Source organism: Corynebacterium sp. CCUG 70398 (genome assembly GCF_024454055.1).
GTDB classification, from domain to species: domain Bacteria; phylum Actinomycetota; class Actinomycetes; order Mycobacteriales; family Mycobacteriaceae; genus Corynebacterium; species Corynebacterium genitalium.
Window position 1 is genome coordinate 49,404 of the sequence record NZ_JAGPYZ010000002.1, and the last position, 20,959, is coordinate 70,362.

Genomic DNA, 20,959 nt, shown 5'->3' on the forward strand with positions numbered 1-20,959 from the left:
CTGGATTGAATTGGAAAGGAACCCGCACCATGCAGGATCTCGAGTATCGCCTCCCCCAGGTCCGTCGAATCGACACCGAGCTGCCGGGACCGGCAAGCGCAGAACTGGACAAGCGCCGCGCAGCGAGCGTGGCCTCCGCCTTGAGCCCGGGCTTGCCCGGCTACATCGTCGACGCCGACGGTGGTGTGCTTGTCGACGCCGATGGCAACTCCTTCGTCGACTTCGCATCCGGCATCGCTGTGACCTCGGTGGGCGCTTCCAATAAGCGTGTTGCAAGCGCAGTCGCCGATGCCGCCGGCCACTTCACTCACACCTGCTTCATGGTCAGCCCCTACGAGAGCTACCTGCAGGTCGCTGAGCTGCTCAACGAGTTGACCCCAGGCGATTTCGAGAAGCGCACTGTCCTGTTCAACTCCGGTGCGGAGGCAGTGGAGAACGCCGTGAAGATCGCCCGCTCCCACACCCGCAAGACGGGTGTGGCCGTTTTCGACTACGCCTACCACGGCCGCACCAACCTGACGATGGCCATGACGGCGAAGAATAAGCCGTACAAGTCGACCTTCGGACCGTTCGCCAGCGAGGTGCACCGCGCGCCAATGTCTTACCCGCTGCGCGACGGCCTGAAGGGCCCGGAAGCCGCTGAGCGCACCATCCGTTTCCTCGAGCAGAATGTCGGCGCCGAGAACCTCGCCTGCGTGGTGATCGAGCCAATCCAGGGCGAGGGTGGCTTCATCGAGCCGGCCGAAGGCTTCCTGCCCGCCATCGTCGACTGGTGCCGCGAGAACAACGTCGTCTTCGTCGCCGACGAGATCCAGGCCGGCTTCTGCCGTTCGGGCGAGTGGTTCTCCTCCAGCTTCGAAGGCATCGAGCCGGACCTGGTCACTACCGCAAAGGGCATCGCCGGCGGCATGCCGCTGTCCGCTGTGACCGGCCGCGCCGAGATCATGAACGCCCCGATGGCCGGCGGTTTGGGTGGCACCTACGGCGGCAACCCGGTGGCCTGCGCGGCCGCTATCGCCGCGATCGAGGAGATGAAGGAGCACAACCTCGCTCTGCGCGCCAAGGAGATCGCCGAGATCATCCACGAGGAGCTCGACCCGCTGACCGAGCTGGACGAGGTCGCTGAGATCCGCGGCCGCGGCGCGATGATCGCTATGGAGCTCGTCACCAAGGACGGCAAGCCGAACGCTGAGCTGACCGCCAAGGTCGCCGCCGAATGCAAGGATGCTGGCGTGCTCATCCTCACATGCGGCCTCGACGGAAATGTCGTCCGCCTCCTGCCGTCGCTGGTCATCCCAGAGGAGCTGCTCCGCGACGGCCTGCGTGTCATGGCTGAGGCCGTGCGCAACAACGCCTAATTACAGCTAGTTGGACGGATCCGTAATTCCGTCCAACAGATCTTTCAGGCCAGCTTCAAAAGGCTGGTCGGCATAAGGGTTAGCGTCATGCTGACCCTTTTTTGCTGCCCGGGCACGCATGGCATCCGCCACTCGGCGCAACTCCGCGTGTTCCGGGGAAATCGCGGCGGGATCGAAGAGGTCCGCCGGCGCAGTAGCATCCCATGCGGAGCCGTAGATGAAGGATTCGAGCGCGATGATGCGCTCCATCACCTTCTCGTGCGGGCAGCCGGCGGCAGAGACTGCGCGAGCGACGATCTCGTACATTTCCTGGGTACGTGGCGAATCGCCGATGGGCTGCCGTGCGATGACCGGGATCAACGGGGTATGCCCGGCGAACACATCGCGGTAAGAGTGTGCCCACGCCTCGAGCGCCTCCCGGTAGCCTTCGCCTGCGGCGATGGCGTGCTGCAGCGATGTGACGTCGACAAGCTGCATGACCGCATCCTGGAGCAAATAAAGCAGCTCTCCCTTGCCCGAGATGTGGTTGTACAAAGCGCTGGGCGCCACCCCGATTTCGCGAGCTACTGCGGCCATTGTCAACGTCTCGTAGCCCCGTTCGGAGGCAATACTTAGTGCGGCGAAACCAATTTTTTCGCGACTGACCAGGGGTTCAGCCGGGCGACCACGTTCATTTCCCATGTGACTCTTCCTTCTACCCGAACTCGAATGTATCCTGAATCACACCATTAATGAATGGCGTTCATTACCCGCGACGGTCGGATCCATCCGGCCTCAAGAACAGGAGCAGAAGCATGAATCCTAGCGCACAACGCACAGAAATCGAGCGCGACGTTGTCGTCGTCGGCGCTGGCCCTGCGGGCCTGATGGCGGCACGCACCCTGTCCAAGGCCGGCAAGTCCGTTGCCGTCCTCGAGGCGCGCGAGCGAGTCGGTGGCCGCACATGGAACGGCCGCGTGCGCGACGACAACGGCGTCGACCACTTCGTCGAGCTCGGCGGTCAGTGGATCTCCCCCGACCAGACCCGCCTCATCGAGCTTGTCGACGAGCTGGGCCTGTCCACCTTCCAGCGTTACCGCGAAGGCAAGTCCATCTACCTCTCCCCCAACGGTGAGCGCCACGAGTACGAGGGCCCGGTCTTTCCGGCTGCCGACAGCACTCAGGCCGAGATGGACAAACTGATCAAGATTCTCGACGATTTGGCAGCCGAGATCGGAGCCAAGGAGCCGTGGGCGCACCCGAAGGCCGCGGAGCTCGACTCCATCTCCTTCCGTCACTGGCTCGAGCAGCAGTCCGACGACGAAGAGGCGATCGACAACATCTCCATCTACGTCGCGTCCGGCATGCTGACCAAGCCGTCCTTCACGTTCTCCGCCCTGCAGGCCGTGCTGATGGCCGCCTCCGCTGGCTCCTTCTCCAATCTCGTGGATGAGGACTTCATCCTCGACCGCCGTGTCGAAGGCGGCATGATGTCTGTCTCCGAGACCCTGGCCGCAGAGCTCGGCGACGATGTCTTCTTGGGCACCCCGGTCCGCGAGATCCAGTGGGCTCAGCCTGACCCGTCCACCGAAGACAGCCTGAACAACGTCAAGCCGGACGTGCGCAACGGCATCCCGAACAACGGCGAGCCGGGTGAGGTCACCGTCGTCTCCGACCAGGTGACCGTCCGCGCCAAGAACGTCGTCATCGCTGTTCCGCCGAACCTGTACAACCGCATTTCCTACGTCCCGCCGATGCCGCGCGACCTGCATATCGCCCACCAGCACATCTCCATGGGCCTGGTCATCAAGGTGCACGCCATTTACGAAACGCCGTTCTGGCGCGACAAGGGCCTGTCCGGCACCGGCTTCGGTGGCGGTCGTCTGGTCCAGGAGGTCTACGACAACACCAACCGCGGCCAGAACATCGCTGGTGGCACCGCTGGCGAAGAGGACGCCTACGGCACGCTCGTGGGCTTCGTCTCCGATGTCTACGCCGAGGAGATGTGGCACTTGCCGGAGGAAGAGCGCAAGCAGCGCATTTTGTCCGCCATGGCCGAGTACCTGGGGCCGGAGACCATGGAGCCGATCGCGTTCTACCTCTCCGACATGGCTGCTGAGGAGTGGACTCGTGGCGCCTACGCCACCAGCTACGACCTGGGCGGCCTGTCCCGCTGGGGCCACCTGCAGAACCAGCCGGTCGGACCGATCCACTTCGCCTGCTCCGATATCGCCGACGAGGGCTACCAGCACGTCGACGGCGCTATCCGCCAGGGCGAGCGCGCTGCGAACGCCATCCTCGATAACGGATAGGAATAGGTGATATGACACAACCGTCACCACAACCCACTGACCAGGGACCGGCGAAGATCCTGGTCGGATACCTCGCCACTCCGTCCGGCAGCGATGCCTTGAACCTCGGCATCGGCCTGGCGCGGAGTTGGAATGCCGACCTCGAAATCGCGATGGTCGTCCCCCACTCCGAGGCACATTCCGGCACGTACCCGCACACACGGGCGCATGAGACGGTGATCAGCCGCAAGCTGAGCACATGGCTGGAAGACGCGCTCGCGAAAGTTCCCGACGAGATCAACGCCACCGGCCGGGTCGTGTCGGGAAGCGACGCTGCGCGCTCACTCCACCGCACTGCGAAGGAGCTGGACTGCGACCTGATCATTCTGGGGACCCGCGGTGGCGGACTACTCCGTCGGTTCAGCATCGGGTCGTCGGCGAACACGCTGCTGCATTCGTCGTCGATCCCCGTCGCACTGGCACCGCCACGCTACGAGGCTCCCGAGCGCATCAGCCGCATCTCCTGCATGTTCGGCACGCTCTCCGGGTCGCACGAGCTAATCGACACCGCGATCCAGACAGCGAAGAAGTCCGGCAGCGAGCTCCGCCTCATCTCCTTCCTCACCCAGGAAGACGCAGGCGCGCTCAACCAGGAAGTCAGCCACAAGGTGCTGGAAAACGTCGAGGCGAACGCGAACCGCTACCTCGCGGAACAAGCAAAGCAGCTTGTCGACGCCGGGTCTGCCTCCACCGAGATCGTCACCGGAAAGACGGTCGCTGAGGCAGCCACCGAACTGGAGTGGAACGACGACGAAATCCTGCTCGCCGGGTCGTCGCGCCTGGCCACTGCAGGCCGAGTGTTCATGGGCCCGCGCGCTGCGAAGGTGCTTCGAACCTTGCCGATCCCGCTCGTGATCACTCCCGCACTGGAAAAGAAGGACGAGTCCGAGGAGGCGGGTGAATGAGCAAGCGTAAGAAGGTAGAGAACCTGGCACACCAGCCGTCGCAAAGCGAAAAGGGCCTCATCGCAGGACGTGTCGGCCTCATCGGTGCCGTCGTGATCGGCGTGAGCTGCATCGCCCCCTCGTACACGCTGACATCCGGTCTCGGCCCGACGATCTCTGAAGTCGGCGACCACGTCCCCGCTATCCTGCTGCTGGGTTTCTTCCCCATGCTGCTCGTCGCGTTTGCCTACCGCGAGCTGAATAACCGAGTGCCCGACTCGGGAACCTCGTTCACGTGGGCAACGAAAGCATTCGGCCCCTGGGTCGGCTGGATGGGCGGATGGGGCCTGATCACCGCGACGATCCTGGTGCTGTCGAATCTCGCAGCTGTGGCCGTGGACTTCTTCTATATCCTGCTCGCCCAGCTGACCGGCAATGAGGCGATCGCGGATCTCACCCGCAACCTATGGGTGAATATTCCGACGACGATCGCACTACTCGCAGTCGCCGCATACATCTCGTACCGCGGGCTCGAGTCCACGGAGAAACTCCAGTACTTCCTGGTCGCCTTGCAGCTGTTCACTCTCGTGCTCTTCGGCGGAATGGCGCTCTGGAACGCGTACCACGGCAAAGGCTTCGATTTTCACCCGGTTGAGGCGGATTGGTTCAATCCGCTGACCATCGGTGACTTCTCGACAGTGGCAGCTGGCATTTCCCTGTCGATCTTCATGTTCTGGGGCTGGGACGTCACCCTGACCATGAACGAGGAGACGAAGGATCCGGAGAAGACCCCGGGCCGCGCGGCCACGCTCACCGTGCTCGTGGTCATCACCGTCTATGTCCTCACCGCTGTCGCGGTCGTGGCCTGGGCAGGCACCGGCGACACCGGCTTAGGCGCCGGCAACCCGGAGAACCAAGAATCGATCTTCGCCGCGCTGGCGAGCCCGGTCATGGGACCGTGGGCGATTCTGATGTCGATTTCGGTGCTGGCGAGTTCATTCGCCTCCCTGCAGTCGACGATGGTCGGGCCTGCCCGCACCTTGCTGGCGATGGGCTTCTACAAGGCGCTGCCGCCGATCTTCGCGCAGATTAGCCCGAAGTTCCACACCCCGGCAGTGGCCACTGCTGCCTCCGCTATCGCGGCAGGCGGGTTCTACACCGTGACCCGAATCGCGTCGGAAAATGCGCTGTGGGACACGATCACCGCCTTGGGCCTGATGATCTGCTTCTACTACGGCATCACCGCGTTTGCCTGTGTGTGGTTCTTCCGCAAGGAGATCACGGATTCGGTGCGCGGCTTCATCTTCCGCTTCTTGCTGCCATTGATCGGCGGCACGATGCTTCTGGCGATGTTCTTCGTCACCGCATTCGACTCGATCGATCCGTCCTACGGCTCCGGCTCCTCGATCTTTGGCGTGGGAACCGTGTTCGTGCTCGGCATGGGCATCCTCCTGCTTGGCGCCGTGCTCATGCTGTTCACACGCCTACGGCACCCGGCATTCTTCCGCAACGAGACCCTGCCACGGACCACGGCTGAAGACGATGAGCAAGGCGAGATGTTGACCATCTAGGCAGCGCACAAGGCACATCTGATTCACAGGGCGCCTCCCTACACTGGGCCGCACAAAAGAACACAGACAACGAGCACAGATAACGAAAGCTCTACGAATTAAGGAGAAACATGGCTGAGAAAGATATGTCCTACCGGGTAGAAAACCCGGCCACCGGCGAGGTCATCACGACCTTCCCCACCGCTACCGACGATGAGATCCAGGAGGTGCTCGCCGCCTCGGAAAAGGGCTTTAAAGAATGGTCCGCCCTCGACATTGCTGAGCGTAAGAAGTACGTGCTGCGCATCGCCGAGCTTTTCGACGAGCGCCAGGACGAGCTCGTCGAGATCATCGGCCGCGAAATGGGCAAGTCTCGCCCCCACGCCATCGACGAGGTGGAGCTGTCCGCCAACATCTTCCGCTACTACGCGAATAACGGCGAAGAGTTCGCCGCCGACCGGAAGATCGAGAGCTTCAACGGCGGCACCGCTGTGATCCGTCACCTCCCGCTCGGTGCCCTGGTGGGCATCATGCCGTGGAACTTCCCCTACTACCAGGTCGCACGTTTCGCGGCGCCGAACCTGATGAACGGAAACTCCATCATTCTCAAGCACGCTGAGATCTGTCCGGAGTCCTCCGCCGCGATCCAGAAGATCATCGAGGATGCTGGTGTCCCCGCGGGCGTGTACCAGAACGTGTACGCCTCCCACGATCAGATCACCACGATGATCGAGGATCCTCGCGTTCAGGGCGTCTCTTTGACCGGTTCCGAGCGCGCCGGTGCCGCTGTCGGCGCGACGGCAGGCAAGAACCTGAAGAAGGCAGTCTTGGAGCTCGGCGGGAACGACCCCTACGTGCTGCTGGACACCGACGACGTGAAGGCCGCCGCTGAGCTGGCGTGGGAGACCCGCATCTACAACATGGGCCAAGTCTGCAACGGCAATAAGCGCATGATCGTCATGGATGACATCTACGACGAGTTCGTCGACGAGCTGGTCAAGCTGGCCGAGCAAGCGAAGCCCGGCACGCCTGAGGAAGCTGGCGAGAACGGCATCTACTCCCCGCTGTCCTCCCGCGACGCCGCCGAGCGTCTCGACGAGCAGGTCACCCGCGCCGTCAAGGAAGGCGCAATGCTTCGCGCCGGTGGCGGCCTCGGTGACAACGCCTACTTTGCCCCGGCCGTGATCACCGACTTGGGCAAGGACAACTCGGTGTACAGCGAAGAGCTCTTCGGCCCGATCGCCCTCGTCTTCAAGGTTTCCTCCGACGAGGAAGCTCTCGAGCTGGCCAACGACACCCAGTACGGCCTCGGCGGCGCCGTCTTCTCCCAGGACACGGAGCGCGCACGCGCAATCGCCCGCCAGATCAACTCCGGCATGGCTAACGTGAACACCCCCGCAGGAGAGGGCGAAGAGATTCCATTCGGTGGCGTGAAGCGCTCTGGCTTCGGTCGCGAGCTCGGACCGCTGGGCATGGACGAATTCGTCAACAAGCAGCTGTACTTCGAAGAGGACTAAGCAGCCCGCCCCCCCATCACAACTGCCACTGCCCCTCTGTCTCTGCCGCTGCCGCGGAAACCAGAGACGAAGGGGCAGTTTTCTATGTCATTAAGGATAATTAGATTCTCATAAGTGGCGTCTATTAATCGTGCGTTTCGTTATAATTGGTGTTTATGGAATTCAGACTCAAGCCCGCCACCGAATCGGACCGCACCTACATCCGTCGTCTGTACTACTTGGCAGATGTTTTCGGAGACGAGTCCAAGCGACTCAGCAGCGGCCAGGAGAAGGTCAAGGCATTTGTCGACGATTGGTCGCCCGAGAATGACGGTGGCTGGATCGCCCACGACCAGGACCAAACCCCGGCCGGTGGCATCTGGCTGCGCTACTGGGAAAATGGCGACAAGACCAGCGAGGCCAACCTGGGCCCGGACGTGCCGGAGCTGATCCTCGCTGTGGAGGAGCGCTCCCACGGCTACGGCCTCAGTGCCGTGCTGCTGCACTCCGTGTGCGAGCTTGCCATCGACCAGGGCGCGAAGCGCATTGCGCTCGAGGTCATGCCTGAAAACAAGCGTGCGCGCTACGTGTACGACAAGTTCGGCTTCATCCCCACCAAGGAGAACCCGAACGTGATGTACCGCGACCTGGTCTAAGTTCTCACCATCACCGATATTCCGCCGTGCGCCCGCTTTCGGGCCGCGGCGGTTTTCGTATTGCACGCGTTGCACGCGGCTGGCTCTCCCCCTAACCGCGGGGTGCGCGACGGGAAGAAATACACGTTTTTCGTGTGACGGCTGCGACCAAACGGGCCTTATCCGGAATGAAACCCCCGGGTCGGGGGTGACGGGTGTGGCATTTCTGCAGGATTGTTCACTGAAAATTCACTGAATCCCGGTTTCAAGGCACGCGTTATTTAACATTGGGGAAACCTCCTATCTGAAAGGTCTACGCATGAAACTTCACGCAACCCGTCGTCGGACTGGCGCAGCGCTGTGCGCAATCGCACTGTCCGCTACTACTCTCGCAGCATGCTCCAGCGATTCCTCCGGCTCCAACGGCGGCTCGGAAGGCGCCGGCGAGCGAGGCCCCATCACCTTCGCCATGGGCCGCAATGACACGGACAAGCTGACCCCGATCATCGATGCGTGGAATGCGGAGCACCCGGACGAACAGGTGACTCTGAAGGAGCTCGCCGGTGAGGCCGACGATCAGCGCGACACCCTCGTGCAGTCGCTTCAGGCAGGCAACTCCGACTACGACGTGATGGCGCTCGATGTCGTGTGGACCGCTGACTTCGCAGCGAACCAATGGCTCGTGCCTTTGGAAGGCGACTTCGCAGTGGACACCTCCAAGCTGCTGCAGCCCACGGTGGAGTCCGCCACCTACAACGGCACCCTCTACGCACTGCCGCAGAACACCAATGGCCAGCTGCTGTTCCGCAACGTGGACAAGATCGACTCGAAGCCGGACACATTCGCCGACATCACCTCCGCCTGCGAGGCAGTTGAAGGTGACTGCCTGACCACCCAGCTCAAGCAATACGAAGGCCTCACCGTGAACACGGTCGGCTTCATGAACGGCTGGGGCGGCGAGGTGCTCGACAGCAACGGCGAACCCACAGTTGAATCGGACGAAGCAAAGGCAGGCTTGGAAGCGCTGGTGAATGCCTACAAAGACGGCACAATCTCCAAGAACTCCACCTCCGCCACGGAAGAAGAGACCAACATCGCCTTCACCGAAGGCACGACTGCTCTGGCCATCAACTGGCCGTACATGTACGCCAACGCCAAAGAAAACGGCATCAACTTCGAGGTCCAGCCGCTCGTCGGCGCAGACGGAGTGGGCACGTCCACCCTGGGCGGCTACAACAACGGAATCAACGTCAACTCGCAGCACAAGGCCACCGCGCACGACTTCATCCAGTTCATCATCAACGAGGAAAACCAGCGCTCCTTCGCAGAAGCATCCTTCCCGCCGGTGCTGGCATCCGTCTACGACGACCCAGACCTTATTGAGCAGCAACCCTACCTGCCTGCCCTGAAAGAATCCCTGGAGAACGCCAAGCCGCGACCGGTGTCCCCGTTCTACCCAGCCATCTCGAAGGCAATCCAGGACAACGCCTACGCCGCCCTGAACGGCAACAAGAACGTAGACGAAGCCACCAAGGACATGGCCGCAGCTATCAAGCAAGCACAGTAGGAGTCTCCATGGGGCGTGCGGCTGCTCGCAGCGCGCACTGTCAACGTGACAGACAGCGCGGGCGTGGGCTGAGCCACGTTGACTTCGAATCAGCTCCCTAGACTAACGCCTGCAACGGATTGCCCCCGTTGCGGGCGTTCGCCCGTTCTTTCTTCTCACCAGCCAACGCATGAAGGGTCAATCCCCGATGAGCACCCCGATCAACGCTAGCGCCGCGTCGTCGACGACTACGCGGACGCCCGACCGAACCAGTTCCACCGCCGCGCCTGATCCGCGTCAACGCCGTGGCCGCAGCACCTCCCCCGACGCGCGGCGAGCATACCTGCTCATTGCGCCGGCAATGCTGTTTCTCGCCGTCGTCATCGGCTATCCGATTGTGCGGGCGATCTGGTTATCCTTCCAATCCAACCGGCACCTCGATCCAACAACAGGAGTCTTCGTCGAAGGCGGATTCGCTGGGGTAGACAACTACCTCTACTGGATCAACAACCAATGCATGACTCCCTCCGGCACCGTCGGTGACTGCCCGCCGGGCGTGCTGTCCACCGACTTTTGGCCTGCCGTGGGTGTCACGTTGTTCTTCACCGTGGTCACCGTTTCGCTCGAAGTCGTGCTGGGCATGATCATGGCGCTGATCATGAACCACCCCTCCCGGATCCGCTCCCTGATTCGCGCGGCAGTGCTCATTCCGTGGGCCATTCCTACCGCAGTGACCGCACAGCTATGGAAATTCATGTTCGCTCCCAACGGTCTGGTGAACTCGCTGCTTGGACAATCCATTGCGTGGACAACGGACCCGTGGGCGGCACGTGTTGCTGTGATCATCGCGGACGTGTGGAAAACAACCCCCTTCGTCGCCCTGTTGATACTGGCGGGGCTGCAAATGGTGCCCAAGGATGTTTACGAAGCAGCACACGTAGACGGAGCCTCTGCGTGGCAAACCTTCACCCGCATCACTCTTCCCTTAGTGCGCCCGACACTCATGGTGGCGGTGCTCTTCCGCACACTCGATGCCCTGCGCATGTACGACCTGCCAGTGATCATGATCTCTGACTCGTCCAACTCCCCCACGGCCACGATCTCCCAGCTCGTCGTCGAAGACATGCGCCAGGGCAACTTCAATTCAGCCGCCGCACTGTCTACGTTGATCTTCCTGCTCATCTTCACGGTGGCGTTCATCATGATCCGCTTCCTCGGCGCAGATGTGGGTGGGGACGCTGAGGGTGGCAGCAAGACCGACAAGCAACGTGCCCGCCGTCAGCGCCGGGCACGCGGAGGCAGCAAGCAAGACTCGACCGGAGCAACCGCCGACGCACACAACGCAGTGGAACAGGAGCCAGCACGATGAAGAAAATCGGACACTACATTGGCGTGGCCTTCATTCTGCTGTGGGGGTTAGCACCGTTCTACTGGATGCTGGTCACCGCGCTACGAGACAAGAATTTCACCTTCGACACCACTCCGTGGCCCACGCACGTCACGTTGGACAACTTCCGGGATGCGCTGGTCACGGACAAAGGCAACGATTTTCTTGGCGCAATCGGCAACTCGCTGATCATTTCGCTCACGACGACAGCACTTGCTGTCGCTGTGGGTGTTTTCACCGGCTACGCCCTAGCTCGGCTGAACTTTCCCGGCAAAGGCATTGTCACCGGTATCATTCTGGCCGCGTCGATGTTCCCTGGAATCGCGCTTGTCACCCCGCTTTTCCAGCTTTTCAGTGACATCGGCTGGATTGGCACCTACCGGGCAATGATCATTCCGAATATTTCCTTCGCGTTGCCGTTGACGGTGTACACGCTCATCGCGTTCTTCCGGCAGTTGCCGTGGGAGCTGGAAGAAGCCGCCCGCGTCGATGGCGCAACGCGCGCCCAGGCGTTCCGCCTCGTGCTCTTGCCCTTGGCGGCGCCCGGGATTTTCACCACCGCGATCATCGCGTTCATTGCGACGTGGAACGAGTTCATGCTGTCACGCCAGCTGTCCACCGAGGCCACCGAACCGGTGACTGTGGCCATCGCCCGTTTCGCTGGCCCGAGCGCATTCGAGTACCCGTATGCCTCGATCATGGCGGCGGGTTCGCTGGTCACCGTGCCGCTGATCATCATGGTGCTGATTTTCCAGCGGCGCATCATCTCCGGGCTGACCGCCGGCGGTGTCAAGGGGTAGACATGAGAGAAGAAATCCACGGCCAACAACGTCAGCGGAGGTAACCATGAAATTCACGCTTGTTCCCGCCACCGAGTCCGACCGCACGTACTTGCGCCGGCTCGACTACCTTGCCGACGTCTTCGGCGACGAGTCGCGCCGCCGCCGCGGAAGCGTCCAAAGCGCCGAAGAGTACGTGGGCAAGTGGTCCCCCGAGCACGACGGCGGCTTCATCGCCTACGACGACGAACTCGTCCCCGCCGGCGGCGTGTGGCTGCGCTATTGGAAGCCCGGCGAGGACTACTCCGAAGCCAACCTGGGCCCCGACATTCCTGAGCTAGCCATCGCCGTGGAGAACCGCTCCCACGGCCACCGGCTGGGCCGCATTCTGCTGCAAGCCGCGTGCGACCTCGCCGCCGAGCACCACGCCCGCACCATTGCGCTGCACGTCGAGCCCGGCAACGACCGCGCCCGCCACGTCTACGAAGATTTTGGTTTCGTGCAGTCCGACCACCACCCGGAAGTGATGGTCAAACAGCTCTAGATGCGCTGTAAACCCCCAAACCCTTATTAGACTTCCGCGGGGCGGTTTCGGTTCCCTGCGGGCGAAAAAAGTTCGCCGGATGTGGATAACTTTGCGCTGGTCCTGGAACTTTTATTTGCCGCGTTGCGCGCTTTCCACAGCTCGGCGCTAGGCCTTTCCTTCCCGGTGGAGCTGGGTTAGCGTCCGAGGCATGAGCCAATCCAGCCCGCTTCTTGAGCTCCTCACCGGCATCGGCCTCGAGGACCTCTCCAGCTTCAACCGCGCCGCGTTCCTCGCCGCCGGCCTGTCGCCTGCCAGGGTGACGGAGCTGCACCTCGTCCACGCCGCGTACTACGGCACCACCGCCACCCCCGAGACGGTCACGGCCGCGGTCGAATCCGGTGTGTGCATCGACATGCTCGCCCAGATCGGGCGCTGCATCCGCCACATAGCCTCCGACAGCGCCCGCGCGCGTTATCGCCTGGCGCTTATCGACGCCGCCGCCACCACAGCCACCACCTGCGCCTCCCTCGCGCGTTACGCCAAGACTATCGTCCCCGCCAAGGAGGCAAAGCCGGTCAAGGGGGCGCACTTCGGCCTGTCGCGCAATGGCCTGCGCACGGCGATCATCACTGCTGACGAGCACGTCATGGCCGACCTGGAGGCGTCGCTACGCGGCGGCATCAACCGTGACAAGCCTGCCGCGCCGCAGATGGCCGCCGCCTTCGAAGACCTGATGCGCTCCGGGGCTGGGGTGCCTGCCGCTGCTCCCCGGCCGCTCGTCCTCGTCCCGGCGCCGGAGCTCGCGCGCGTTATCGCCGGCGACGGTGATGATGTTGTCCTGGGCTTGAGCGACGGCACCACGATGAGCGGTGCAGACTTTGTGAACCGGTTCCTCGCTGGCCCTGCCTACGGTATCGAGGCCGCACTGTTCCACCCCACCGAGGGGCCGCTGAACCACTACCGGGACAAACGCTTCGCCAGCGAAAAGCAGCGCACCCTGGCCAAGGCCACCCAACCGATCTGCGCAAGCCCCGACTGCCGCCGGCCCGCCGACCACTGCGAAATCCACCACGCTACAGCGTGGAAGAACGGCGGCCTGACCAATATGGACAATCTGACGGTCCTGTGCGAGTACCACAACCGCGTTAACGACGACGATGACCACATCCGCAAACGCGGCCGCATCGAAATTCGAGGCGGCCGCCACGTCTGGGTCTCCCCCACCGGTTACCCGCGGACCAACACTCGCCACCCGTTCGGTGCGATGCACACGCTCTTCGGGCACTGGAGGAAGCGGCCCGCGACTGCCACCAGTTAGCCCGGCAAAGAAACGCGGCCGCCGCCCGCAACACTTGACACTTGCCGTATCACGCGAACGCTCTGCTGCCGAAAACACCGAAACCCGTCCCGCGCATGCGGCAGACGGGCTAGTCGGCGTGCCTGACAGCAGAGTTAAGCGAAGTTAGGCGAAGGCTGGGGTGTGCTCGTCCATCTCGAAGACCTCGTCGGTGGTGGAGATGAGCGAGCGGTCATGGGTGACAAACCCGCAGGCGACGCCATGCTCGTCGACAAGCCGGCGCAGCAGGGCGACGATCTCATGGGAGCGGTCGGAATCGAGGGCGGCAGTCGGCTCGTCGGCCAGGATGAGCTCCGGGGAGCCCATCAAGGCCCGCGCGATGCCGACGCGCTGGCGCTGGCCACCCGAGAGCGCCTGCATGTCGCGGTCGCCGAGGCCGTCGAGACCGACGGTGGCCAGCAGCTCATCCGCGCGGTCCTTACGGGGTTTGATGCCGCGGATGTGATCAGTGACCAGCAGCTGGTCGCGGACGTTGAGGGCGCTAATCAGGTTGGCCTGCTGGAAGATCATGCCCATGTGGTCGCGTCGCGCAGCGTCGTTGACCTCACGGCCGTTCAGGGTGGCGGTGCCGGAGTCCGGGGTGATCAACCCGGCTGCGACGGACAGCAGCGTGGACTTGCCGGAGCCGGATTCGCCGACGATGAAGGTGAGCTGGCCCGGTTGCGCGGTGAAGTTGATGTTGTCCAGGACAGTGCGGCGCTCTTCGCCGTCCTGGAAGGACACGGTGACGTTGGTGAGTTCGAGCATTATGCGACACCTCCGAGTGCGCTTTGGGGGTTGACTTTGGTAATCGAGCGGGTGGCCAGCAGCGCGCCTGCCATGCCTAGGAGCCACACGGCGACCGGGGGCACACCGATCACGGACGCCGACAGAGTGAACGGCGCGGTGCCGGCCATGGCCAGGCCGATGCCGAAGGCTGCCAGCCCGCCGATGAGCACGCCGACGAGCAGCAGCACAGCCGACTGGCCGAGCGCGTCTTTGAGCAAGTACGTGTTGGAGGCGCCGATGGCCTTCAAGATGGCCAGGTCGCGGGTGCGCTGCATCGTCCACACGGTGAGGAAGGCGATGATCACCAGCGCAGCGATGGCGTAGAGGAAGCCCTGGATCATCTTCAGCGAGCCCTGCTCGGAGGAGTACGCCGCCAGACCCTGGAAGGACTCGGTAAGGGAGACGCCGTCGGCGCGGTCAGGGTCGTTGGACAGCAGCACGGTGCCGTCGGCGTCGGTATGGAAGGCCTCCTGCCAGGTCTCGGTGGGCACCCACAGCACCGGGGTGTGGGAGAAGTGGAGGTCCGCGGTCACGGCGTCGACGGTGGTGGTGGCGGGGCCGAGGCGCAGGGCGTCGTCACGCGAAAGGCCGAGCGACTCCGAGGCGACCGCACCGTCGCCCAGGACCTCTCCCCCGGGCAACGTGGTGCCGCGCGGCAGGGAGAGCACGGCGACGGATTCTTCGTCGCCGCCGTCGACCTGCATGAGGGTCTGACCCGTGCCGAGCGGTTCCGTGCCTGCCTCCGCCCCAACGCGCGAGGTGGTGAACGACGGCTCCGACGGATCCTCGAAAACAACGGACTGCGGTGCGAGCGCCTCGAGCGCGGACGTGTTCTGCTTGCCCAGGCCCGACGTCAGCCCGGTGAGCACGGCGACGAGCAGGGTGATCAGCGCGACGGTGCCCACGATGAGCCCGAAGCGCCCCTTTGCTTTCCTGATTTCTCTGGTTCCCACGAACATGCCTCAATTGTGGCGCTGACCTGCACTCTTACACATCGGGCGGGTGGTTGAAATCGCGATCAACCGATCGGTTGATCAAGCATGCGCCAGCAAGCGGATAGGGTTGCGCGCATGACGTCGCACCGGATTCTGGCCACTCTGCGCGTGAGCTTGCACGTGTTGGTGGCTGTGCTGTTGGTTGTCGGTCTCGTAGGCACGCGGGACTGGCTCACTGTCGCTGCCGCGGGCACATTCGCGGCTGTGTATTTGTTCGGCACAGTGCACCAGAACCGCGGTGGCGCGTACACGCAGGCGCAAGCGGCGGTGTGGCTGGCGGTGGTCATTGCGGTGTGGGTGGCGCTGGCGTTGCTGTCGCCGTCGTTCGTGTGGCTGGAGTTCCCACTGGTGATGGTGGCGTGCTTTGTGCTGCCGACGTGGTGGGGCATCGCGGTGACGGCGGGGTTGTTGGCGTTCACGCTGTCGGTGACGGTCCCGGCGAACGGGGTGGGCGGGTTGATCGGCCCGACGATCGGCACGGTGTTGGCGGTCGGCATCGTGCACGCGTACCGCGCGCTGCGGGCGGAGGCGGAGCATTACCGCCAGGTCGCCGCGGATCTTCGCGCCGCGCAGTTGGAGCTCGCCGCCGCCGAGCACGAGGCAGGACGTGCGGAGGAGCGCGCGCGCCTAGCCCGCGAGGTCCACGACACCATGGCGCAGGGGCTCAGTTCGATCGTGCTGCTCGCCCGCTCGCTGGACAAGCAGCTTAGCGACGCCCCCTCCCGCGACACCCTCGCCATCATCCACGACACAGCAGCCGACAATTTGGCGGAGGCCCGCCGGTTCGTCACCAGCAACTCAGGGGGCAGCACTGGAGCTGGAGCTGGGCCTGAAGTTGGAGCCAGGACTGGCTCTGGCGCGAAGGAGCCGCTGACCGCGCGTATCGAGCGCCTCGCCCGCTCCGCTGAAGCCCGCCAGAAAGCTCTCGGCACTCCGCTTCAGGTCCGCGTGAACGCGGTCGACCTGCCGGAGCCGGTTGCGTCGGTGGTGGAGCGGGTGGTCCGGGAGGGGCTGAGTAACGTCGTCAAGCATGCGGGGGCGACGCTGACGGTGGTGACGGTGGATAAGCTGGGGGCGCACGCGACCGTCGACATTTACGACAACGGCCGCGGCATCACCGGGCCGGAAGGCTACGGGCTGAAAGGGCTGCGTGCGCGTGTGGAAGAAGCCGGCGGCGATCTCACCGTCGAAGGCAACGTGCTCGCAGCATCGCTGCCGCTGGAAGGAGCCTAATGCGCGTCATGCTTATCGACGACCACCCCATCGTCCGCGCCGGCCTGCGCGCCGTCCTCAACTCATTCGGCGACATTGACGTCGTCGCCGAGGCTTCCGACGGCACGGCCGAGGTCCCGGCGGACGTCGATGTGGTGGTCAGCGACATCCAGATGCCCGGCGCCGACGGGATCGAACTGACCCGCCGGCTCGTGGCTGAGGGCGGGCCACCCGTGCTCATCCTGACCACGTATGACACCCAGGCGGACGTCGTTGCGGCCGTCGAAGCCGGCGCGATGGGTTACCTGCTCAAAGACGCGCCGGAGGACGAGCTGCACGACGCCGTCGTTGCCGCCGCACAGCGCGAACGCACCCTGTCCCCGCAGGTCGCCAACACGCTCGCCGAGCGGGTGCTCAAGCCGGACGAGGCGCTATCCGGCCGCGAGATCGAACTGCTCAAAGCGCTGCAGACCGGCATGTCGAACCGTGACATCGCCGAGGCGTTATTCATCTCGCAAGCGACGGTGAAGACTCACCTGATCCACATCTATGCGAAGTTGGGCGTGGATAACCGCACGGCGGCCGTCGATAAGGCGCGGGAGCGCAGAATCATCTAGCTGCCCGCGGTGACCACAGCCACCAGGTCGCCGCCTTCGACCTTCGTCGACTGGGTGAACGCAAGGCGCTCGACGGTGCCGTCGTGCGGCGCGGAGATCGCAGCCTCCATCTTCATCGCCTCGATCGTGGCGATCGGGTCGCCCGCCTTGACCGTGTCGCCCACCTTCGCGGTGATGGTGACCACCCCGGCGAACGGGACGGCGACGTGGTTCGGGTTGCTCGGATCGGCCTTCTCGGCGTCGGCGACGGTGGACTCTGCGTTCTCGTCACGGATCGTCATCGGGCGGACCTGGCCGTTGACGGTGAGGATGACCTGGCGCATGCCCTTCTCGTCCGGCTCACTCATCGCGTCCAGGCGCACGACCAGCGGTGTCTGCTTCGAGTCGATCTCGCCGTAGTAGATCATCACTTCCTTTCCCTCTTCCAGGCCGTAGAAGAAGGCCTTGTCGCCGAGCTGGTCGGTGATGCCGTAAAGGCGACGGTGCTCCAGGTAGGACTCGTACTCCTTCGGGAAGAGCAGCTTGTCCAGGGCGACGCGGCGGCGCTTCTGCGCCTCGCCGGCATCCGCAGCGTCAGCTGAGTTGTCCGAGCCGTCCGTTGCGGCGAGTTCGGCTGCCAGGTCGTCGGGCACCTGCACCGTGCGGTCCACCGGCGCGCGGTCGGCCAGCGCCTTCTCGCGCAGCAGCGGCCAGCCGCCGGGCGGGGTGCCCAGCTCACCCTGCAGGAAGCCGATGACGGACTCGGGAATGTCGTACTTGCGCGGGTTCTCCGCGAACTCTTCCGGGGTCACCCCCGCGCCGACGAGGTAGAGGGCCAGGTCGCCGACGACCTTCGACGACGGCGTCACCTTCGTGGGGCGGCCGAGGATCTCGTTGACGCCGGAATAGTAGTCCTCGACAAGCTCGAAGCGGTCGGCCAGGCCCAGCGCCTTGGCCTGGGTGCGCAGGTTGGACAGCTGGCCGCCGGGGATTTCGTGCTTGTACACCCGCCCGGTCGGGCCCGGGATGCCGGACTCGAACGGCGCGTAGACGGCGCGCACTGCCTCCCAGTACGGCTCCATGTCGGAGACGGCCTGCAGCGAGATGCCGGTGTCGCGTTCGGTGTTGGCAAAGGCGGCCACGAGCGCCGACATGGACGGCTGCGAGGTCGTGCCCGCCAGCGGCGCGGAGGCGACGTCGACGGCGTCGGCACCAGCGTTTGCCGCCGCCAGGTAGGTGGCCAGTTGGCCGCCTGCGGTGTCGTGGGTGTGCACGTGAACGGGCAGGTCGAAACGCTCCCGCAGCGCAGTGACCAGCTTCGCGACTGCGGCCGGGCGGAGCAGGCCAGCCATGTCCTTGATCGCCAGGACGTGGGCACCGGTCTCGACGATTTCCTCGGCCAAACGCAGGTAGTAGTCGAGGGTGTAGATGTCCTCCGCAGGGTCGAGCAGGTTACCGGAGTAAGCCATCGCGACCTCAGCAACCGTGGTGTTCGTTTCCAGGACCGCGTCGATGGCCGGGCGCATCTGGGTAACGTCGTTAAGCGCGTCGAAGATGCGGAAGATGTCGATGCCGCTGGAGGCAGCCTCGCTCACGAACGCGCGCGTGACGGACTCCGGGTACGGGATGTAACCGACGGTGTTGCGTCCGCGCAGGAGCATCTGGATGTTGACGTTGGGCATGGCCTCGCGCAGCTCGTCGAGACGCATCCACGGCGACTCGTGCAAGAAGCGCATGGCGACGTCGAAGGTCGCCCCACCCCACGCCTCCACCGACACCAGATCCGGGGTGAGGTGGCCGACGTGCTTTGCCGCGGCGACGAGCGTGTTCGTGCGCACGCGCGTGGCCAGCAGCGATTGGTGCGCATCGCGGAACGTCGTCTCGGTCACGCCCAGCGCGGTCTGGTTACGCAGCTTCTCCGCCCACTTCGCGGGGCCGAGCTCGAGCAGGTCGTCGCGGGAACCGCGCGGCAGCTCACCATAGTCCAGCGGCGGCAACTTCTTCGACGGCTGCAGCGTCGACGGGCACGGCCCGTTCGGCTGGTTCACCGTGACGGTGGCCAGGTAGTTGAGGATCTTCTCGGCGTCGTCGGCGGCGGATGGGGCGTCGAGAAGCAGCGGGTGGTCGGCGATGAAGCCGGTGTTGATGCGCTGGTAGCGGAAGTCCGGCTCGCTCAGCAGCGCGCGCAGGAAGCCGATGTTGGTGGACACACCGTCCACGGCGAACTCTTTGAGCGCCCGCAGCGCGCGGTCGACGGCGACCTGGAAGGTGCGGCCGCGGCAGGTCATCTTCACTAGCAACGAGTCGAAGTTGGGGGTGATTTCGGTGCCGACGGCGACGGAGCCGTCGAGACGCACGCCCGCACCGCCCGGCGAACGGTAGCCAGTGATGGTGCCGGCATCCGGACGGAAGCCGTTCTTCGGGTCTTCGGTGGTGATGCGGCACTGCAGGGCCGCGCCGTGGACCGAGATCTCTTCCTGGCGCAGGTGCAGCGCGTCCAAGGTGGCGCCGGCGGCAATGTACATCTGGTTCTTCACGATGTCGATGCCGGTGACTTCCTCCGTCACCGTGTGCTCGACCTGCACGCGCGGGTTCATCTCGATGAAGACGTGGTTGCCGGCTTCGTCGACAAGAAACTCGACGGTGCCCGCACCTTCGTAGTTGATCTCCTTGCTGAAGTTGACCGCGTCCTGGCAGATGCGCTGGCGCTGCTCTTCGGTGATGTGCTGCGCGGGCGCGATCTCGACGACCTTCTGGTGGCGGCGCTGCACGGAACAGTCGCGCTCGAACAGGTGCACCACGTTGCCGTGCGCGTCAGCCATGATCTGCACCTCGATGTGCTGCGGGTTGATCACGGCGCGCTCGATGTAGACGTCCGGGTCGCCGAATGCGGCTTCAGCTTCGCGGCTGGCTTCTGCTGCCAGCGCAGCAAGGTCCTCGCGCTTTTCGACGAAACGCATCCCGCGTCCCCCGCCACCCGCAACCGCTTTGACGAACACGGGGAACTCGAAGTCCTCAGCGAACTTTTCTAGCTCAGCAGGGTCAGAGGATGGCTCGGAGTCCTTCAGCGTGGGCAGGCCGGCACGCTCGGCGGCCTGGACTGCAGCGGCCTTGTCGCCGGTCAGGTCGAGCGTTTCCGCGGACGGGCCAATGAACTTGATGCCCTCTTCGCGGCAGCGGCGCGCCAGCTCTGCGCGCTCCGACAGGAAGCCGTAGCCGGGGTAGATCGCGTCGGCGCCGGTCTGCTTCGCGGCGTCGATAATGCTCTCGATGTCGAGGTATGCCTTGACCGGCTGGCCTTCCGTGCCGATCAGCACTGCCTCGTCCGCAAACGGGCGGTGGAAGGAGTGGCGGTCTTCGCGCGGGTACACGGCGACGGTTTTCGCGCCGGTCTCCACGGCGGCGCGGAAGGCGCGCACGGCGATCTCGCCGCGGTTAGCCACGAGCACCTTGGAGAAGGTGGGAAGATCTGTCGGATCGGGGAGGCTCGTCGTCTGCGGGGTGGTCATGGTGGGGTTTCGTCTCCCTGGATCGGTAAAG

The 20,959-nt window shown here is 64.2% G+C and carries 17 protein-coding genes; 13 read left to right on the forward strand and 4 right to left on the reverse strand.

Annotated elements, in window-relative coordinates; all coding sequences use genetic code 11:
• Window positions 1–29 precede the first annotated feature (29 nt).
• Window positions 30–1,358 carry a 4-aminobutyrate--2-oxoglutarate transaminase gene (gabT, locus tag KBX07_RS02825; RefSeq protein WP_256002365.1) on the forward strand — a complete coding sequence of 443 codons (1,329 nt, stop codon included), beginning with the start codon at window positions 30–32 and terminating at the stop codon, window positions 1,356–1,358.
• A 6-nt stretch (window positions 1,359–1,364) separates the two neighbouring features.
• On the opposite strand, the gene KBX07_RS02830 is transcribed toward gabT, so the two are convergent.
• Window positions 1,365–2,039: a TetR/AcrR family transcriptional regulator gene (locus KBX07_RS02830; protein WP_005286304.1), complete on the reverse strand. Its 675-nt coding sequence runs from the start codon at window positions 2,037–2,039 to the stop codon at window positions 1,365–1,367.
• Window positions 2,040–2,152: 113 nt separating this feature from the next.
• Here KBX07_RS02830 and KBX07_RS02835 point away from each other — a divergent pair, with 113 nt between their 5' ends.
• The 10 genes from KBX07_RS02835 (at window position 2,153) to KBX07_RS02880 (ending at window position 13,809) form a co-directional block, all read left to right on the forward strand.
• Window positions 2,153–3,649 (forward strand): NAD(P)/FAD-dependent oxidoreductase, encoded by a 1,497-nt coding sequence (locus KBX07_RS02835; protein WP_255994502.1) that lies wholly within the window; start codon window positions 2,153–2,155, stop codon window positions 3,647–3,649.
• A gap of 11 nt (window positions 3,650–3,660) precedes the next feature.
• Window positions 3,661–4,593, forward strand: a complete 933-nt coding sequence (locus tag KBX07_RS02840; RefSeq protein ID WP_255994501.1) for a universal stress protein — start codon at window positions 3,661–3,663, stop codon at window positions 4,591–4,593.
• Window positions 4,590–6,143, forward strand: a complete 1,554-nt coding sequence (locus KBX07_RS02845) for an APC family permease (protein ID WP_005286311.1) — start codon at window positions 4,590–4,592, stop codon at window positions 6,141–6,143. The genes KBX07_RS02840 and KBX07_RS02845 overlap by 4 nt, the downstream gene beginning before the upstream one ends.
• Window positions 6,144–6,253: 110 nt before the next feature.
• A complete protein-coding gene (locus tag KBX07_RS02850) occupies window positions 6,254–7,639 on the forward strand; it encodes an NAD-dependent succinate-semialdehyde dehydrogenase (RefSeq protein WP_005286313.1) in 1,386 nt (461 codons plus the stop codon).
• Window positions 7,640–7,794: 155 nt separating this feature from the next.
• On the forward strand, window positions 7,795–8,274 hold the full coding sequence (locus KBX07_RS02855) for a GNAT family N-acetyltransferase (RefSeq protein ID WP_005286315.1): 480 nt from the start codon (window positions 7,795–7,797) through the stop codon (window positions 8,272–8,274).
• 298 nt (window positions 8,275–8,572) lie between these two features.
• Complete coding sequence (locus KBX07_RS02860) at window positions 8,573–9,820, forward strand: ABC transporter substrate-binding protein (protein ID WP_005286321.1); 1,248 nt, start codon at window positions 8,573–8,575, stop codon at window positions 9,818–9,820.
• Window positions 9,821–10,160: 340 nt separating this feature from the next.
• Window positions 10,161–11,168, forward strand: coding sequence for a carbohydrate ABC transporter permease (locus KBX07_RS02865; protein WP_256023204.1), 1,008 nt, complete (start codon window positions 10,161–10,163; stop codon window positions 11,166–11,168).
• Window positions 11,165–11,986, forward strand: coding sequence for a carbohydrate ABC transporter permease (locus KBX07_RS02870; RefSeq protein WP_256022945.1), 822 nt, complete (start codon window positions 11,165–11,167; stop codon window positions 11,984–11,986). The genes KBX07_RS02865 and KBX07_RS02870 overlap by 4 nt, the downstream gene beginning before the upstream one ends.
• A gap of 46 nt (window positions 11,987–12,032) precedes the next feature.
• Window positions 12,033–12,509 (forward strand): GNAT family N-acetyltransferase, encoded by a 477-nt coding sequence (locus KBX07_RS02875; RefSeq protein WP_256022946.1) that lies wholly within the window; start codon window positions 12,033–12,035, stop codon window positions 12,507–12,509.
• Window positions 12,510–12,699: 190 nt separating this feature from the next.
• On the forward strand, window positions 12,700–13,809 hold the full coding sequence (locus tag KBX07_RS02880; RefSeq protein WP_256022948.1) for an HNH endonuclease signature motif containing protein: 1,110 nt from the start codon (window positions 12,700–12,702) through the stop codon (window positions 13,807–13,809).
• A 144-nt stretch (window positions 13,810–13,953) separates the two neighbouring features.
• Here the strand turns inward: KBX07_RS02880 and KBX07_RS02885 are convergent, their stop codons facing one another.
• The gene (locus KBX07_RS02885) at window positions 13,954–14,595 is read right to left on the reverse strand and encodes an ABC transporter ATP-binding protein (protein ID WP_256022949.1); all 642 of its coding nucleotides are present in this window, start codon (window positions 14,593–14,595) and stop codon (window positions 13,954–13,956) included.
• Window positions 14,595–15,575 (reverse strand): ABC transporter permease, encoded by a 981-nt coding sequence (locus tag KBX07_RS02890; RefSeq protein ID WP_256022951.1) that lies wholly within the window; start codon window positions 15,573–15,575, stop codon window positions 14,595–14,597. Before KBX07_RS02890 ends, KBX07_RS02885 begins: the two co-directional genes overlap by 1 nt.
• Before the next feature lie 111 nt (window positions 15,576–15,686).
• Here KBX07_RS02890 and KBX07_RS02895 point away from each other — a divergent pair, with 111 nt between their 5' ends.
• A complete protein-coding gene (locus KBX07_RS02895) occupies window positions 15,687–16,844 on the forward strand; it encodes a sensor histidine kinase (RefSeq protein ID WP_256002358.1) in 1,158 nt (385 codons plus the stop codon).
• Complete coding sequence (locus KBX07_RS02900) at window positions 16,844–17,440, forward strand: response regulator transcription factor (protein ID WP_256002357.1); 597 nt, start codon at window positions 16,844–16,846, stop codon at window positions 17,438–17,440. Before KBX07_RS02895 ends, KBX07_RS02900 begins: the two co-directional genes overlap by 1 nt.
• On the opposite strand, the gene KBX07_RS02905 is transcribed toward KBX07_RS02900, so the two are convergent.
• Window positions 17,437–20,928, reverse strand: a complete 3,492-nt coding sequence (locus KBX07_RS02905; protein ID WP_256022952.1) for a pyruvate carboxylase — start codon at window positions 20,926–20,928, stop codon at window positions 17,437–17,439. The two genes, KBX07_RS02900 and KBX07_RS02905, sit on opposite strands and share 4 nt — an antisense overlap.
• Window positions 20,929–20,959: the final 31 nt, after the last annotated feature.